The sequence below is a fragment of the Streptomyces sp. SCSIO 75703 genome (genome assembly GCF_036607905.1).
Taxonomy (GTDB): domain Bacteria; phylum Actinomycetota; class Actinomycetes; order Streptomycetales; family Streptomycetaceae; genus Streptomyces.
The window spans coordinates 5,398,864-5,415,816 of record NZ_CP144555.1 but is presented as its reverse complement, the minus strand read 5'-3'; the positions used below and the strand labels follow the sequence as shown (position 1 = coordinate 5,415,816).

The 16,953-nt window shown below is 67.9% G+C and carries 12 protein-coding genes and 3 rRNA genes; 6 read left to right on the top strand and 9 right to left on the bottom strand.

Going from position 1 to position 16,953, the window contains the following annotated elements:
• Positions 1-49: 49 nt before the first annotated feature.
• On the bottom strand, positions 50-1,081 hold the full coding sequence (locus VM636_RS23820; RefSeq protein WP_030417957.1) for an HAD hydrolase-like protein: 1,032 nt from the start codon (positions 1,079-1,081) through the stop codon (positions 50-52).
• Positions 1,082-1,152: 71 nt separating this feature from the next.
• Here VM636_RS23820 and VM636_RS23815 point away from each other — a divergent pair, with 71 nt between their 5' ends.
• Complete coding sequence (locus VM636_RS23815) at positions 1,153-2,445, top strand: DUF1015 domain-containing protein (RefSeq protein ID WP_030417956.1); 1,293 nt, start codon at positions 1,153-1,155, stop codon at positions 2,443-2,445.
• 100 nt (positions 2,446-2,545) lie between these two features.
• Here the strand turns inward: VM636_RS23815 and VM636_RS23810 are convergent, their stop codons facing one another.
• The gene (locus tag VM636_RS23810) at positions 2,546-3,325 is read right to left on the bottom strand and encodes a tetratricopeptide repeat protein (RefSeq protein ID WP_338486437.1); all 780 of its coding nucleotides are present in this window, start codon (positions 3,323-3,325) and stop codon (positions 2,546-2,548) included.
• 72 nt (positions 3,326-3,397) lie between these two features.
• Here VM636_RS23810 and VM636_RS23805 point away from each other — a divergent pair, with 72 nt between their 5' ends.
• Positions 3,398-4,564: a hypothetical protein gene (locus VM636_RS23805; RefSeq protein ID WP_338486491.1), complete on the top strand. Its 1,167-nt coding sequence runs from the start codon at positions 3,398-3,400 to the stop codon at positions 4,562-4,564.
• Positions 4,565-4,683: 119 nt separating this feature from the next.
• Here the strand turns inward: VM636_RS23805 and rrf are convergent.
• The 4 genes from rrf to VM636_RS23785 form a co-directional block, all read right to left on the bottom strand.
• Positions 4,684-4,800: ribosomal RNA gene (gene rrf, locus VM636_RS23800) — 5S ribosomal RNA — on the bottom strand.
• 104 nt (positions 4,801-4,904) lie between these two features.
• A 23S ribosomal RNA gene (locus VM636_RS23795) occupies positions 4,905-8,025 on the bottom strand.
• Between the two features lie 312 nt (positions 8,026-8,337).
• Positions 8,338-9,862: ribosomal RNA gene (locus VM636_RS23790) — 16S ribosomal RNA — on the bottom strand.
• The 16S, 23S and 5S rRNA genes sit together here, the layout of an rRNA operon.
• Before the next feature lie 517 nt (positions 9,863-10,379).
• Complete coding sequence (locus VM636_RS23785) at positions 10,380-11,021, bottom strand: DNA-3-methyladenine glycosylase (protein WP_030419919.1); 642 nt, start codon at positions 11,019-11,021, stop codon at positions 10,380-10,382.
• 141 nt (positions 11,022-11,162) lie between these two features.
• Here VM636_RS23785 and VM636_RS23780 point away from each other — a divergent pair, with 141 nt between their 5' ends.
• From VM636_RS23780 to VM636_RS23770, 3 genes are all read left to right on the top strand, one after another.
• A complete protein-coding gene (locus VM636_RS23780) occupies positions 11,163-11,945 on the top strand; it encodes a sporulation protein (RefSeq protein WP_030419920.1) in 783 nt (260 codons plus the stop codon).
• A 61-nt stretch (positions 11,946-12,006) separates the two neighbouring features.
• The gene (locus VM636_RS23775) at positions 12,007-12,546 is read left to right on the top strand and encodes a YbhB/YbcL family Raf kinase inhibitor-like protein (RefSeq protein WP_030419921.1); all 540 of its coding nucleotides are present in this window, start codon (positions 12,007-12,009) and stop codon (positions 12,544-12,546) included.
• A gap of 194 nt (positions 12,547-12,740) precedes the next feature.
• Entirely contained in the window at positions 12,741-13,247 is a 507-nt protein-coding gene (locus VM636_RS23770; protein WP_030419922.1) for an HNH endonuclease, read from the top strand.
• 117 nt (positions 13,248-13,364) lie between these two features.
• Here VM636_RS23770 and VM636_RS23765 read toward each other — a convergent pair whose 3' ends face one another.
• The 3 genes from VM636_RS23765 to VM636_RS23755 form a co-directional block, all read right to left on the bottom strand.
• Positions 13,365-14,324 carry an SPFH domain-containing protein gene (locus VM636_RS23765; protein WP_030419923.1) on the bottom strand — a complete coding sequence of 320 codons (960 nt, stop codon included), beginning with the start codon at positions 14,322-14,324 and terminating at the stop codon, positions 13,365-13,367.
• Between the two features lie 146 nt (positions 14,325-14,470).
• Positions 14,471-14,902, bottom strand: coding sequence for an NfeD family protein (locus VM636_RS23760; protein ID WP_053912677.1), 432 nt, complete (start codon positions 14,900-14,902; stop codon positions 14,471-14,473).
• Positions 14,903-14,963: 61 nt separating this feature from the next.
• Positions 14,964-15,761: an ABC transporter ATP-binding protein gene (locus VM636_RS23755; protein WP_030419925.1), complete on the bottom strand. Its 798-nt coding sequence runs from the start codon at positions 15,759-15,761 to the stop codon at positions 14,964-14,966.
• Between the two features lie 149 nt (positions 15,762-15,910).
• On the opposite strand from VM636_RS23755, the gene VM636_RS23750 reads away from it, so the two are divergent.
• The gene (locus VM636_RS23750) at positions 15,911-16,699 is read left to right on the top strand and encodes a hypothetical protein (RefSeq protein WP_053912676.1); all 789 of its coding nucleotides are present in this window, start codon (positions 15,911-15,913) and stop codon (positions 16,697-16,699) included.
• Positions 16,700-16,953 lie beyond the last annotated feature (254 nt).

The following is a 16,953-nucleotide window of genomic DNA, read 5'->3' as shown; positions in this document are numbered from 1 at the left end:
CCTATCTTCCGGCTCGGTCGCCGCCCCCGGTCCCGCCACGCCCCGCTCCTCACCACCCCAGCCGGGCCAGCGCCTTCCCGGAATCGAGCGCACACCCCCGCGCGCCGCCCGCCGTCCACGCCGCGGCGCACAGCGCCCGCAGTCCGTCCTCCGCGGCCCCGTCGCCGTCCAGGTCCAGCCGCCCGTCACCGGCCCGCGCCGTCCAGCCGCCGCAGCGGAAACCGTCCTCCGCGTCCCCGGCGACCTCCGGCTGCCCGGTGAGCAGCCCCCGCAGGTCCGCGTCGACGTAGGTCGGCCGGTGCTCGGGCGGCGCCGCCAGGAGCCGCGCCCCGTCGGTGACGCCGGTGAGCACCAGCAGCGAGTCGACATCGCCGTTGAAGGCGCCCTCGATGTCCGTGTCCAGCCGGTCCCCGACCACCAGGGGCCGCCGGGCACCGGTACGCAGGATCGTCTCCCGGTGCATCGGCGGCAGCGGCTTGCCCGCCACCTTCGGGTCCGCGCCGGTGGCGATCCGCACGACCTCGACCGCGGCGCCGTTGCCGGGGGCGATGCCCCGGGCCCCGGGAATCGTCAGGTCGGTGTTGGAGGCGTACCAGGGCACACCGCGGGCGATCGCGTAACACGCCTCGGCGAAGCGCCCCCACGGCAGCTCCGGGCCGCCGTAGCCCTGGACGACCGCGGCCGGGTCCTCGTCGGCCGACTCGACCGGGAGGAGCCCCCGCTCGCGCAGCGCGACCCGCAGCCCCTCGCCGCCGATCACCAGCACCCGGGCGCCCTCGGGCAGTTCGTCGGCGATCAGCCGGGCCACCGCCTGCGCCGAGGTGATCACCTCGTCCGCGCCGGTCGGTATGCCCAGCTCCGTCAGATGCCCGGCCACCGTGTCCGGGGTCCGCAGCGCGTTGTTGGTGACGTACGCGAGCCGCATGCCGCCCGCGCGGGCCGCGGCGAGCGAGTCCACCGCGTGCGCGATGGCGTGCCCCCCGGCGTACACCACACCGTCCAGGTCGAGCAGAGCCGTGTCGTACGCCTCGCTCAGGGCCCGTCCGCTGCCCCGGGGACTCGTCCTGACACTGCGGCCCATGATGCATCGCTCCTCGTTCGACGGCTTTCCCCCGATCATCCCCCATGCCCCGGGACACGTACGATGCCGGGATGGACATCGCAGGTCACCCGGAAGCAACGACGCCCCGGGGCCTGGAACTCACCCCGTTCCGTGGCCTCCGCTATGACCCCGACCGGGTCGGCAGCCTGGCCGCCGTGACCTCCCCGCCGTACGACGTCGTGGTCCGCCCCGACGGTCTGCTGCACCTGGAGTCGGCCGACCCGCACAACATCGTCCGCCTGATCCTGCCCCAGGCCGCCACGCCCGAGGCCCGCAACGCGCAGGCCGCCGAGACCCTCGCCCGCTGGCGCTCCGAGGGCGTCCTGCGCCCGGACCCGGAACCGGCCCTCTACGTCTACGAACAGCGCGACGGCGAGGGCCTGCTGCAACGCGGCCTCATCGGCGCGCTGCGCGTGTCGGACCCGTCCGAGCGGGTCGTCCTGCCCCACGAGGACGTCATGCCCCACGTCGTCGCCGACCGCGCCGCCCTGATGCGGGCCACCTCGGCGAACCTGGAGCCGCTCCTGCTCACCTACCGGGGCGACGCCACCACGGCGGGCACGACCGGCGTCGTCGAACGCGCCGCCGCCCGGCCACCGCTGCTGTCCACGGTCACCGAGGACGGCTACGCCCACCGCCTGTGGTCGGTCACCGACCCGGCCGAAACGACCCTCGTACGACGGGAACTGGCCGGGCACCAGGCCCTCATCGCCGACGGTCACCACCGTTGGGCGACCTACCGCACGCTGCGTGCCGAGCACCCCTCGCCCGGCCCCTGGGACGACGGACTGGTGCTCCTCGTCGACACCACCCGGCATCCGCTGCGGGTGCGGGCCATCCACCGGCTGCTGCACGGACTGGCGGTGCCGGACGCGCTGACCGCCGTGAAGGGCCGGTTCCGGGTCCGCCGCCTCGACGTCCCGCTCCCCCGGGCCATGGCCGCCCTCGGGGAGGCGGCGGAGGCCGGCAACGCCTTTCTCCTCGCCGGGGACGGCGCCTTCCACCTCGTGGACCGGCCGGAACCGGAACTGCTGGAGCGCACGGTGCCGGCCGACCGGCCCGCGGCCTGGCGCACCCTGGACGCCACGGTGCTGCACGCCACGCTCCTGGCCCACGTGTGGCACGTCCCGGACGACTCCGCCGCCCACGTCTCCTACATCCACGACACGGCGGCCACGGTGGAGAAGGCGGAGCGCGACGGCGGCACGGCCGTGCTCATGCACCCCGTCCGCGAGGAGGTCGTCCGCGCACTGGCCCGGCAGGGCGTCACGATGCCCCGCAAGTCCACGTCGTTCGGCCCGAAACCGGCCTCCGGTCTGGTGCTGCGCGCACTGGACCTGTGACCTCGGCGACGACGGAAGGACGGAGGGGGCGGAGCCTCGTCGGCTCCGCCCCCTCCGTCCGCTGCCGCGGATCTCCGCCCCCGTGGGGAGGTGACCCGGGTCAGTCCCGCTCGCCGTCGCCCTCGGCGCGCTCTTCCCTCACAGGCTGCCCGGCGTCCGCGTCGTCGGCGTCGTCGGCCTGCTCGTCGAGGTCCGCCTGCTCGTCGAGCGCGTCCACGAAGTCGACGCCGTCCAGCTCGGCGAGCCGGTCGGAGGCGTCGGTGCTGCCGTCCCGGTCGGACTCGACGGCCTTGGCGAACCACTCGCGGGCCTCGTCCTCCCGGCCGGCGGCCAGCAGCGCGTCGGCGTAGGCGTACCGCAGCCGCGCGGTCCAGGGCTGCGCGGACTGGGAGGCCAGCTCGGGGCTCTGGAGGGTCACGATGGCCGCGTCGAGCTGGCCCATGTCGCGCCGGGCGCCGGCCGCGACGAGCCGCATCTCGACCTGCCCGGCCTTGTCCATCTTCTGCACCTCGGGGGCGCCGGCCATGTCCAGTGCCTTCTCCGGCCGGCCGAGGCCGCGCTCGCAGTCGGCCATGACCGGCCAGAGGTCCACGGACCCGGTCATCCGCCGGGCGGCCCGGAACTCCGCCAGGGCCTCGCCGTACTTCTCGGTGGCATACGCGGCGAAACCGGCCGCCTCGCGCACGGCGGCGACACGGGAGGCCAGGCGCAGGGCCACCTTGGAGTAGGCGTAGGCGCCCTCGGGGTCCTCGTCGAGGAGCCGCGCGACCATCACCAGGTTGCGGGCGACGTCGTCCGCGAGCGTCTTGGGCAGGCTCTGGAGCTCCTGCCGCACGTCCTTGTCGATCTCCTCGCCGGTGACGTCCTCGGGGATCGGCAGCCGCTTGATCGGCTCCCGGTCGCGCTCGCGCTCCTCACGGAAGCGTCCGCCGCCCTGACGGTCGTCGCGGCCGTGGAAACCGCCCGGTCGCCCACCGCGGTCGTCCCGGCGTGGCCCCCGCGCGCCACGGTCGTCACGTCCACGGAAGCCGCCCCGGTCGCCCCGGTGGTCGTCACGCCGGTCGAAGCCGCCGCGCTCGTCCCGCCGGCCGTCGCGCCGGTCGTCACGGCGGTCGTCGCGCCGGTCGAAACCACCCCGGTCGTCACGGCGGTCGCCACGGTGGTCGTCGCGGCCACGGAAGCCACCCCGGTCGTCCCGCCGGTCGTCACGGCGGAAGGGCGGACGGTCATCGCGACGGAACGCGGGACGGTCACCCCGGTCGCCCCGGTCGCCCCGGTCGCCCCGGTCGTCCCGCCGGAAGGGCGGACGGTCATCACGCCGGTCGTCCCGGCGCTCATCACGGCGGTCGTCACGGCGGAAGGCGGGACGGTCACCCCGGTCACGGTCACGGTCGCGGTCCCGGTCGTCACGACGGAAAGGCGCACGGTCGTCACGGCGCGGACCCCGGTCGCGGTCCCGGTCCCGGTCGTCACGGCGGAAAGGCGCACGGTCGTCACGGCGCGGACCCCGGTCGCGGTCGTCCCGCCGTCCGTACCCACCACCACGGTTGTCGTCACGGCGGTACGAGGGACGGTCCCCGCGATCGCCCCGGTCGTCACGGTGGTCGCCACGGTGGTCGTCGCGGCCACGGAAGCCACCCCGGTCGTCCCGCCGGTCGTCACGGCGGAAGGGCGGACGGTCATCGCGACGGAACGCGGGACGGTCACCCCGGTCGCCCCGGTCGTCCCGCCGGAAGGGCGGACGGTCATCACGCCGGTCGTCCCGGCGCTCATCACGACGGTCGTCACGGCGGAAGGCGGGACGGTCACCCCGGTCACGGTCACGGTCGCGGTCCCGGTCGTCACGACGGAAAGGCGCACGGTCGTCACGGCGCGGACCCCGGTCGCGGTCGTCCCGCCGTCCGTACCCACCACCACGGTTGTCGCCACCACGGTTGTCGCCGCCGCGGGTGTCGTCGCGGCGGAAGCCGGCCCGCTCACCCCGGTTGTCGTCACGCCGGCCGTAGCCACGACGGTCGTTGTCGCGGCGGAAGCCGCCACGGTCACCGCGGTCACCACTGTCCCGTCGGCGCTGATCGCGCTCCGGTCGGTCGTCGGGAGAGTTGGTGGACATCGGTGACTCCTGTCTTCGGTACTGCATGCATTCTCGCGCATCGGGTGCCCGATGTGCCCTGAAAAAACGAAAGGACCCCTGGTCCCCAGCTGAACGCTGGGGACCAGGGGTCCTTCCCAAAGATTGTTCGGCGGCGTCCTACTCTCCCACAGGGTCCCCCCTGCAGTACCATCGGCGCAGTAGAGCTTAGCTTCCGGGTTCGGAATGTAACCGGGCGTTTCCCCTACGCTATAACCACCGAAACCCTAATGGTTTCGAGCGAACAAGCACACTTTTCACTTGGGTGTTCTACTCAAAGCCGGCAACGGTCGTTGCCTCAGAACTAACACAGTGGACGCGAGCAACTGAGGACAAGCCCTCGGCCTATTAGTACCAGTCAACTCCACACTTTACAGTGCTTCCATATCTGGCCTATCAACCCAGTCGTCTACTGGGAGCCTTACCCCATCAAGTGGGTGGGAGCCCTCATCTCGAAGCAGGCTTCCCGCTTAGATGCTTTCAGCGGTTATCCCTCCCGAACGTAGCCAACCAGCCATGCCCTTGGCAGAACAACTGGCACACCAGAGGTTCGTCCGTCCCGGTCCTCTCGTACTAGGGACAGCCCTTCTCAAGACTCCTACGCGCACAGCGGATAGGGACCGAACTGTCTCACGACGTTCTAAACCCAGCTCGCGTACCGCTTTAATGGGCGAACAGCCCAACCCTTGGGACCGACTCCAGCCCCAGGATGCGACGAGCCGACATCGAGGTGCCAAACCATCCCGTCGATATGGACTCTTGGGGAAGATCAGCCTGTTATCCCCGGGGTACCTTTTATCCGTTGAGCGACGGCGCTTCCACAAGCCACCGCCGGATCACTAGTCCCGACTTTCGTCCCTGCTCGACCCGTCGGTCTCACAGTCAAGCTCCCTTGTGCACTTACACTCAACACCTGATTACCAACCAGGCTGAGGGAACCTTTGGGCGCCTCCGTTACCCTTTAGGAGGCAACCGCCCCAGTTAAACTACCCATCAGACACTGTCCCTGATCCGGATCACGGACCCAGGTTAGACATCCAGCACGACCAGACTGGTATTTCAACGACGACTCCACACACACTGGCGTGCATGCATCAAAGTCTCCCAGCTATCCTACACAAGCCGAACCGAACACCAATATCAAACTGTAGTAAAGGTCCCGGGGTCTTTCCGTCCTGCTGCGCGAAACGAGCATCTTTACTCGTAGTGCAATTTCACCGGGCCTATGGTTGAGACAGCCGAGAAGTCGTTACGCCATTCGTGCAGGTCGGAACTTACCCGACAAGGAATTTCGCTACCTTAGGATGGTTATAGTTACCACCGCCGTTTACTGGCGCTTAAGTTCTCAGCTTCGCCTGGACGAATCCAAGCTAACCGGTCCCCTTAACGTTCCAGCACCGGGCAGGCGTCAGTCCGTATACATCGCCTTACGGCTTCGCACGGACCTGTGTTTTTAGTAAACAGTCGCTTCTCGCTGGTCTCTGCGGCCACCCCCAGCTCAGACCGAAAAGATCATCACCAGGAATGGCCCCCCTTCTCCCGAAGTTACGGGGGCATTTTGCCGAGTTCCTTAACCATAGTTCACCCGAACGCCTCGGTATTCTCTACCTGACTACCTGAGTCGGTTTAGGGTACGGGCCGCCATGAAACTCGCTAGAGGCTTTTCTCGACAGCATAGGATCATCCACTTCACCACAATCGGCTCGGCATCAGGTCTCAGCCTATTGCGAGGCGGATTTACCTACCTCACGGCCTACACCCTTACCCCGGGACAACCACCGCCCGGGATGGACTACCTTCCTGCGTCACCCCATCACTCACCTACTAACCGCTTGGTTCAGCGGCTCCACCACTCCCCTTCACCCGAAGGATCCAGGACGGCTTCACGGCCTTAGCATCACGATGCTCGATGTTTGACGCTCCACAGCGGGTACCGGAATATCAACCGGTTATCCATCGACTACGCCTGTCGGCCTCGCCTTAGGTCCCGACTTACCCTGGGCAGATCAACTTGACCCAGGAACCCTTAGTCAATCGGCGCAAACGTTTCTCACGTTTGTATCGCTACTCATGCCTGCATTCTCACTCGTCAACCGTCCACAACTACCTTCCGGTGCTGCTTCACCCGGCAGACGACGCTCCCCTACCCATCACGATCCCCGTTAGAGGTACATATCGCAATGACACGACTTCGGCGGTACGCTTGAGCCCCGCTACATTGTCGGCGCAGAATCACTAGACCAGTGAGCTATTACGCACTCTTTCAAGGATGGCTGCTTCTAAGCCAACCTCCTGGTTGTCTCTGCGACTCCACATCCTTTCCCACTTAGCGTACGCTTAGGGGCCTTAGTCGATGCTCTGGGCTGTTTCCCTCTCGACCATGGAGCTTATCCCCCACAGTCTCACTGCCGCGCTCTCACTTACCGGCATTCGGAGTTTGGCTAAGGTCAGTAACCCGGTAGGGCCCATCGCCTATCCAGTGCTCTACCTCCGGTAAGAAACACACGACGCTGCACCTAAATGCATTTCGGGGAGAACCAGCTATCACGGAGTTTGATTGGCCTTTCACCCCTAACCACAGGTCATCCCCCAGGTTTTCAACCCTGGTGGGTTCGGTCCTCCACGAAGTCTTACCTCCGCTTCAACCTGCCCATGGCTAGATCACTCCGCTTCGGGTCTTGAGCGTGCTACTCCACCGCCCTATTAGGACTCGCTTTCGCTACGGCTTCCCCACTCGGGTTAACCTCGCAACACACCGCAAACTCGCAGGCTCATTCTTCAAAAGGCACGCAGTCACGAGAGCAAGGCAAGCCTTGCTCCGACGCTCCCACGGCTTGTAGGCACACGGTTTCAGGTACTATTTCACTCCGCTCCCGCGGTACTTTTCACCATTCCCTCACGGTACTATCCGCTATCGGTCACCAGGGAATATTTAGGCTTAGCGGGTGGTCCCGCCAGATTCACACGGGATTTCTCGGGCCCCGTGCTACTTGGGTGTCTCTCAAACGAGCCGCTGACGTTTCGACTACGGGGGTCTTACCCTCTACGCCGGACCTTTCGCATGTCCTTCGCCTACATCAACGGTTTCTGACTCGCCTCACAGCCGGCAGACTGTGAACAAGAGATCCCACAACCCCCACGACGCAACCCCTGCCGGGTCTCACACGTCGTAGGTTTGGCCTCATCCGGTTTCGCTCGCCACTACTCCCGGAATCACGGTTGTTTTCTCTTCCTGCGGGTACTGAGATGTTTCACTTCCCCGCGTTCCCTCCACACTGCCTATGTGTTCAGCAGCGGGTGACAGCCCATGACGACTGCCGGGTTTCCCCATTCGGACACCCCCGGATCAAAGCCTGGTTGACGACTCCCCGGGGCCTATCGTGGCCTCCCACGTCCTTCATCGGTTCCTGGTGCCAAGGCATCCACCGTGCGCCCTTAAAAACTTGGCCACAGATGCTCGCGTCCACTGTGCAGTTCTCAAACAACGACCAGCCACCCGTCACAACCCGCCGAAGCAGATCTATACCGGGGCCGGCAACCGAAGACACAGCCATCACGGCCGCACCCTCAGACACCCAACAGCGTGCCCGACACCCCCACCGCTTCCCTCACCGTTCCACGCCCCGCAAAGGGCAGTACTAGAAGGAGAAGACGACCAAGAATGCCGAGTAGTCAACGTTCCACCCATGAGCAACCAGCACCGGACATTCGCCGATGTACTGGCCTCTGGACTGCCGAAGCAGCCTAGAAGTGCTCCTTAGAAAGGAGGTGATCCAGCCGCACCTTCCGGTACGGCTACCTTGTTACGACTTCGTCCCAATCGCCAGTCCCACCTTCGACAGCTCCCTCCCCGAGGGGTTGGGCCACCGGCTTCGGGTGTTACCGACTTTCGTGACGTGACGGGCGGTGTGTACAAGGCCCGGGAACGTATTCACCGCAGCAATGCTGATCTGCGATTACTAGCGACTCCGACTTCATGGGGTCGAGTTGCAGACCCCAATCCGAACTGAGACCGGCTTTTTGAGATTCGCTCCACCTCACGGTATCGCAGCTCATTGTACCGGCCATTGTAGCACGTGTGCAGCCCAAGACATAAGGGGCATGATGACTTGACGTCGTCCCCACCTTCCTCCGAGTTGACCCCGGCGGTCTCCCGTGAGTCCCCAGCACCACAAGGGCCTGCTGGCAACACGGGACAAGGGTTGCGCTCGTTGCGGGACTTAACCCAACATCTCACGACACGAGCTGACGACAGCCATGCACCACCTGTACACCGACCACAAGGGGGGCACTATCTCTAATGCTTTCCGGTGTATGTCAAGCCTTGGTAAGGTTCTTCGCGTTGCGTCGAATTAAGCCACATGCTCCGCCGCTTGTGCGGGCCCCCGTCAATTCCTTTGAGTTTTAGCCTTGCGGCCGTACTCCCCAGGCGGGGCACTTAATGCGTTAGCTGCGGCACGGACAACGTGGAATGTTGCCCACACCTAGTGCCCACCGTTTACGGCGTGGACTACCAGGGTATCTAATCCTGTTCGCTCCCCACGCTTTCGCTCCTCAGCGTCAGTATCGGCCCAGAGATCCGCCTTCGCCACCGGTGTTCCTCCTGATATCTGCGCATTTCACCGCTACACCAGGAATTCCGATCTCCCCTACCGAACTCTAGCCTGCCCGTATCGACTGCAGACCCGGGGTTAAGCCCCGGGCTTTCACAACCGACGCGACAAGCCGCCTACGAGCTCTTTACGCCCAATAATTCCGGACAACGCTTGCGCCCTACGTATTACCGCGGCTGCTGGCACGTAGTTAGCCGGCGCTTCTTCTGCAGGTACCGTCACTCTCGCTTCTTCCCTGCTGAAAGAGGTTTACAACCCGAAGGCCGTCATCCCTCACGCGGCGTCGCTGCATCAGGCTTGCGCCCATTGTGCAATATTCCCCACTGCTGCCTCCCGTAGGAGTCTGGGCCGTGTCTCAGTCCCAGTGTGGCCGGTCGCCCTCTCAGGCCGGCTACCCGTCGTCGCCTTGGTGAGCCATTACCTCACCAACAAGCTGATAGGCCGCGGGCTCATCCTGCACCGCCGGAGCTTTCGAACCCTCTGGATGCCCAGAAGGATCAGTATCCGGTATTAGACCCCGTTTCCAGGGCTTGTCCCAGAGTGCAGGGCAGATTGCCCACGTGTTACTCACCCGTTCGCCACTAATCCCCACCGAAGTGGTTCATCGTTCGACTTGCATGTGTTAAGCACGCCGCCAGCGTTCGTCCTGAGCCAGGATCAAACTCTCCGTGAATGCTTTTCACGGGAGCGGAACAGTCGGAGGAATAGTCCGACCGTTCACAGCGTCCTCGCTGTGTATTTCAAAGGAACCACAACATCAGGAACAGAGTCCCGACGTCGGGGTATCAACATATCTGGCGTTGACTTTTGGCACGCTGTTGAGTTCTCAAGGAACGGACGCTTCCTTTGTACTCACCCGAGACACTGTCTCCGGCTTTCCTCCGGGCGCTTTCCCTTCGGTCTTGCGTTTCCGACTCTATCAGACCCTTTCCGGTCCGATTCCCTGTCGGTGGGATTGCCGTCGGCTTCTGGCTTTCGCCTGTCGGCCTTTCGACATTCACTACGTTAGCCCATTCCCGCACCGGCTCATAATCGAGTCGTGCGGTTCGAATTCCGGGCATGCGAGCACACCGGAAATCGCCCCGCTGTGGGGAAATCGTCGTAGTGGGTTGACCGCTCTTCCGTTGGCAGGTGAACACCTTGCCCGGGTCAGGCGGCTTGGAAGACATTACTCCCCGGCGGGCAGCGAGTCAACTTCGGCGCCTGCGCGGCACATGGGCCCGGTACGGGCTCACCGTCGGGTCGTCGGCGACCCAGAAGCGCCAGGGGTGGACGCCACCCTCGCCGGACACGCCGGTGCGCGGACCGTTGCGCACCTGGTCACGGGGTACGGCGGTGCCGGTCAGGATGCGCAGCGGGGTGTCCCCGGCGGTGCACGCGTCCGTGCCGTTGAGGGCGCGGTCGACGCCGAGGGCGGTGGCCAGGCGGGCCGGCCCCTTGGCGAGTTCCTTGTCGTTGCGGGCCGAGACCCGGCGGGTGCGAGCCAGCTCGGCGCCCTCGACGATCTCGCCGGCACGGAGCAGGACCGCGCTCGCCCGGCCTTCGGGACCGCAGACGAGGTTCATGCAGAACCACATGCCATAGGTGAAGTAGACGTACACGTGGCCGGGTGGGCCGAACATGACCTCGTTGCGGGGGGTGCGTCCCCGGTACGCGTGGGAGCCCGGGTCGTTCTGACCGTCGTATGCCTCGACCTCGGTCAGGCGCAGGGTGATCGGGCCGTCCGGCGTGGTGCGCACGAGGAGGCGGCCCAGCAGGTCGGGGGCGACGTCGAGGATGGGCCGGTCGAAGAAGTCCCTGGGCAGCGGCGTACGGTCGGGGCTCGTGATCATGCCGTACGAGCGTAACGCAGGCGGGCGGTGGACGCGGGGGACCGGCGGCCCCCGGCCGGGGTGCGGCGGGTGGAACCGGCCACCGGGGGATCGCGTTTGTAGGGATCGAGGGTTCACTCGAAAGCCTGGAGAGGGAAACACATGGCGTTCAAGAAGCTGCTCGCGAGCCTCGGGGCGGGCGGAGCGTCCGTCGAGACGGTGCTGAGCGAGGACAACGTCGTGCCGGGTGGTGTCGTCCAGGGCGAGGTGCACATCCAGGGGGGCTCCGTCGACCAGCAGATCGAGGGGCTGTCGGTCGGACTGCAGGCCAAGGTCGAGGTGGAGAGCGGCGACCAGGAGTACAAGCAGGACATCGAGTTCACGAAGGTGCGGCTCGGTGGCGCCTTCGAGCTGCGGGCGGGGGCGGTGCACACGGTGCCGTTCGGGCTGGAGGTCCCCTGGGAGACGCCGGTCACGATGATCGACGGGCAGGCGCTGCGCGGGATGCACATCGGGGTCACCACCGAGCTGGCGATCGCGCGGGCGGTGGACTCCGGGGACCTGGACCCGGTCAACGTGCATCCGCTGCCGGCGCAGAAGGCGATCCTGGACGCGTTCATCCAGCTCGGCTTCCGGTTCAAGGACGCCGACATGGAGCGCGGTCACATCCGCGGTACCCGGCAGCGGCTGCCGTTCTACCAGGAGATCGAGTTCTACCCGCCGTCGCAGTACCGGGGGCTGAACCAGGTCGAGCTGAGTTTCGTGGCCGACGGGCAGGCGATGGACGTCGTCCTGGAGATGGACAAGAAGGGCGGTCTGTTCAGCGAGGGCAGCGACACCTTCCGTTCCTTCGTGGTGGGGCTGCACGACTTCCACGGCACCGACTGGGCCGGTTACCTCAACCAGTGGCTGTCCGAGGTCGGCAGCAGGCGCAACTGGTTCTAGACGATCTAGGCTCGGGTCCGTACCGCGCCCAGTGCTGCACCGACGATCAGGAGGTACCGAGGTGGCCGAGCTCAAGCGGCGCCCGCTCCCCCACGACTTCCACCCGCCCGTGCCGTCGTTCACGGTGACGAGCGAGGACGTCCGGGAGGGGGCGCCCCTCAAGGACGCCCAGGTCTACGCGGCCGGGAACACCTCGCCGCACCTGCGGTGGGAGGGTTTCCCCGCGGAGACCAAGAGTTTCGCCGTGACCTGCTACGACCCGGACGCCCCGACGGGCAGCGGATTCTGGCACTGGGTGGTGTTCGACATCCCCGCCTCGGTGACCGAGTTGCCGGCGGGCGCGGGCACCGGTGCCTTCACGGGGCTGCCCGAGGGTGCCGTCCAGGCGCGCAACGACTACGGCAGCCGGGACTTCGGCGGGGCCGCCCCGCCCGCCGGGGACGGCCCGCACCGGTACGTGTTCACGGTGTACGCCGTGGACCGGGAGAAGCTCGGTCCGGACGCGGAGGCGACGCCCGCCTTCGTCGGTTTCAATCTGCGGTTCCACGCGATCGCGCGGGCGCAGCTCATCGGTGAGTACGAGGTGCCGGCGGACGGCTGAGCAAGAGGGCGTTCACGCAACGTTTGCCCGCCCCTGGTCTTGGAAGTGATCAGGGGCGGGCATTTTTGTCTCCGGGGGGCATGGGGGCGCCCCTTGTGGGAGCACGGATATTGCGTTGTCCATCGCGGCGTGCCCGGCCAGAGTTGATCCAGCCCGCCACGGGGTGGGCCGGTGCACACGGAAGGTGGGCTGGTATGCGGGACACGCTGGTACTCAACGCGAGCTTCGAGCCGCTGTCGACGGTGACGCTGAATCGTGCCGTCGTCCTGGTGCTCCAGGACAAGGCCGTCGTGGAGCAGGCCCACCCCGTGCTGCGGATGCGCGGAGCCGCGGTCGACATACCGGCGCCCCGGGTGATCAGGCTCTGCCACTACGTGCGGGTGCCGTTCCGAAGACGTGCCCCGTGGTCCAGGCGGGGCGTGCTGGTGCGGGACAGGCACCGGTGCGCGTACTGCGGGCGGCGGGCGACGACCGTGGACCACGTGGTGCCGCGCTCGCACGGTGGGCAGGACACCTGGCTGAACACGGTGGCCTCCTGTGCGGAGGACAATCACCGCAAGGCCAACCGGACGCCGGAGCAGGCGGGGATGCCGCTGTTGCGGACGCCGTTCGAGCCGACGCCGGCGGACGCGATGCTGCTGGCACTGGGGCAGGACGACTTCGACGCGCTGCCGGGGTGGCTGGCGCGGTCGGCCGCGTAGGTCTCCCGCTCTCGCCGCCCGTGCGGACGGGGGCGTACCTCCCGTCGAGGAGGTGCGCCCCCGTTCGTGCGTCGTACGGAGCGTGCCGGGCCGGTGGTGTCCTGGTGTCCGGCCGGGTCAGTCGATGGAGGGCTTCTCGCGGCGCTCCTGGGCCGGTACGCCGTTGCCCGCGGTGCTCGCCGCGCCGCCGCCACCGCCGCCCATGGGGCCGAAGTTGCCGATGGCTCCGGAGAGGCCCTTGAGGGCGTCGCCGATCTCGCTGGGGACGATCCAGAGCTTGTTGGCGTCGCCTTCGGCGATCTTCGGGAGCATCTGGAGGTACTGGTAGGAGAGCAGCTTCTGGTCCGGGTCACCGGCGTGGATGGACTCGAAGACGGTGCGGATGGCCTGGGCCTCGCCCTCGGCGCGCAGGGCCGCGGCCTTGGCCTCGCCCTCGGCGCGCAGGATCTGGGACTGCTTCTCGCCCTCGGCGCGCAGGATCTCGGACTGCCGGACGCCCTCGGCCTGGAGGATCGCGGCGCGCTTGTCGCGGTCGGCGCGCATCTGCTTCTCCATCGAGTCCTGGATCGAGGTGGGCGGCTCGATGGCCTTCAGTTCGACGCGGTTGACGCGGATGCCCCACTTGCCGGTGGCCTCGTCGAGGACGCCGCGCAGGGCCGCGTTGATCTCCTCGCGGGAGGTGAGGGTCCGCTCCAGGTCCATGCCGCCGATGATGTTGCGCAGGGTGGTGACGGTGAGCTGCTCGATGGCCTGGATGTAGCTGGCGACCTCGTAGGTCGCGGCGCGCGCGTCGGTCACCTGGTAGTAGATGACGGTGTCGATGTTGACGACCAGGTTGTCCTGGGTGATGACGGGCTGCGGCGGGAAGGGGACGACCTGCTCGCGCAGGTCGATGCGGTTGCGGATGGTGTCGATGAACGGGACGACGATGTTGAGTCCCGCGTTGAGGGTGCGCGTGTAGCGGCCGAAGCGTTCGACGATCGCCGCGCTGGCCTGCGGGATGACCTGGATGGTCTTGATCAGGGCGATGAAGACCAACACCACCAGGATGATCAGGACGATGATGACCGGTTGCATCGGTTCCCCGTACCCTTCTCCGCCTCGGAGCCGTCGGGAGGCCGCCTGTCGGGGGGCCTCCGGTTTTCAGGATCTTGCTGGTCGAGTCTGACAGACCGTCGGGTGCCCTGGGGGCCGTTTTCGGCCTGCTTGTGCCGGGCACGGGGTCACATGACGATCGCCGTGGCTCCTTCGATCTCGACGACGTCCACTTCCTGGCCGGCCTCGTAGGTGCGTCCGTTGTCGAGGGCGCGCGCCGACCAGATCTCCCCGGCGAGCTTGATGCGTCCGCCGGAGCCGTCGACCCGTTCCAGCACGACGGCCTGTCGTCCCTTCAGGGCGTCGATTCCCGAGGCCAGTTGTGGGCGTTGGGAGCGGTGCCGGTGGGCGATGGGCCGCACGACGGCGATGAGGGCGACGGACACGACGACGAAGACGAGGACCTGGACGACGAGGCCGGCGCCGAACCCGGAGGCGAGGGCGGCGGCGACGGCGCCGACGGCGAACATCCCGAATTCCGGCATCGCGGTCACGACGAGCGGGATTCCGAGCGCTGCCGCGACGACGAGCCACCACACCCATGCGTCGATGTCGTTCACACGGGTCATGGTAGGTGCGGACGGGTGCCGGGGACAGGGCGCGGCGAGGCGCGGGGCGGGATCAGGACAGCGGGAGTCCCTGGGCCGTCCAGCGGTCGCCGACCTGTTCGACGACGAGGGGCAGGCCGAAGCAGAGGGAGAGGTTGCGGGAGGTGAGTTCGAGTTCGAGCGGTCCGGAGGCGAGCACCTTGCCCTGGCGGATCATCAGGACGTGGGTGAAGCCGGGGGCGATCTCCTCGACGTGGTGGGTGACCACGATCATCGACGGGGCGATGGGGTCGCGGGCGAGGCGGCCGAGGCGGCGGACCAGGTCCTCGCGGCCCCCGAGGTCGAGGCCGGCGGCCGGCTCGTCGAGGAGGAGCAGTTCGGGGTCGGTCATCAGGGCGCGGGCGATGAGGGTGCGCTTGCGCTCGCCCTCGGAGAGGGTGCCGAACTTCCGGTCGAGGTACTCGGTCATGCCGAGGCGGTCGAGGAAGGCGCGGGCGCGCTGTTCGTCGATGTCCTCGTACTCCTCCTGCCAGCCCGCGGTCATGCCGTAGGCGGCGGTGAGCACGGTCTGCAGGACCGTCTGCTTCTTGGGCAGCTTGTCGGCCATGGCGATGCCGGCCATGCCGATGCGGGGGCGCAGCTCGAAGACGTCGGTGCCGGGCTTGCCGAGGGTCTCGCCGAGGATGGTGGCGGTGCCCCGGCTCGGGTAGAGGTAGCTCGACGCGAGGTTGAGCAGGGTGGTCTTGCCGGCGCCGTTCGGTCCGAGGATGACCCAGCGCTCGCCCTCCTTCACCGACCAGGAGACCTGGTCCACCAGAGCCCGGCCCTCCCGGACCACGGATACGTCCTGAAGCTCCAGAACATCGCTCATGAGCGCAGTGTCTCCCCTTAGCAGTGTGGCCGGTCTCGGCTGTCGCTTACGCCTGTGGCTCGGGCGCCACGCCGATGGGCGCAGCCCACTAGAAATCTACGCCACCGGCCGGGGCCGCCGTTGCCTCGGTCCGCTCCTAGGGTGGGGACATGCTCTCGGAACCACGCTCAGGCCGGTTGACCGCCTGGGGAAATGCCCTTCTTGCCGGATTTGCCGCCCCGGATGACGCCGCGATGGCCGTGGTCGGGGAGGACGCGGGGCACAGGGTGGCGGGGTTGCCGGGTGAACCGGCGCCCGTCGGGCTGACGCTGGCGCTCGGGCGGCTGCGGGCGCTGGGGGTGGCCGGGCTGCGGCTGGCGCTGCCGGCGCCGGGGCATCCGCTGGGGCTGAGCGGCCCGCCGGAGTTCAACGCGCGGGCCGTGGAGGCGGGCGAGGCGGTGGTCTGCCACGGGGCGGCGCTGGGTCTGGTGCCGGAGGTGTGGGAGGCCGGTCCGGAGGGGGACGTGCACGCCGAGGTGGTCTGGCACTGCCTGCCGGTACGGGAGGCTCCGCCGGCGGACGTGCCGTCGCTCGGGGAGGCCGAGCGTGAACTGGCGGAGGCGCTCCGGGAGGCGACGGAGGTGCTGACGCGGCTGGACGTGGCCGGGTCGGGTCCGGTGGCCGCGGCGGCAGTGGAGGCGTACCGGGCGCGGGCGGAGCGCGGGGGCGAGGTGCTGGCGCCGGGGTATCCGCCGCGGGCGGTACGGGTGCTGGAGTTGGCGCGGCGGGTGGGTGCGCTGGTGGCGCTGGCGTCGGAGAACGGGCACGGGGGCGCGGTGAGCGCGTCCGCGATGGCGGCGCGGGGCGAGGCGCTGCGGCCGGTGGAGCGGACGGCGCGGCGGGCGCAGGTCGCGGCGTACAACGCGTTCGTGGAGGAGCGGGAGCGGGGGTCGCGGTAACGGCCTCGTGCTGGGTCTGGCTCGGGTCGGGTCTCGGGCCCAGGGCTCGTGCTCGAGTCCTCCCGGGGCTCGGCACTCGGGTCTCGGGTCCGGTGCCGGCCTGGGCGCGGGGGCCGGGGGCTCCCTGGCGGCGGGGGCTGCGGGCTGTGGGGAGGGGCGTGGGCTCGCCGGTGCGTTGCCGGGGGTGGCGGGGTGTGGGGCTGACGCGGGGCGCGCGGTCGCCTGTGCGTCGTGGGGCCGCGAGGCCGGGGACC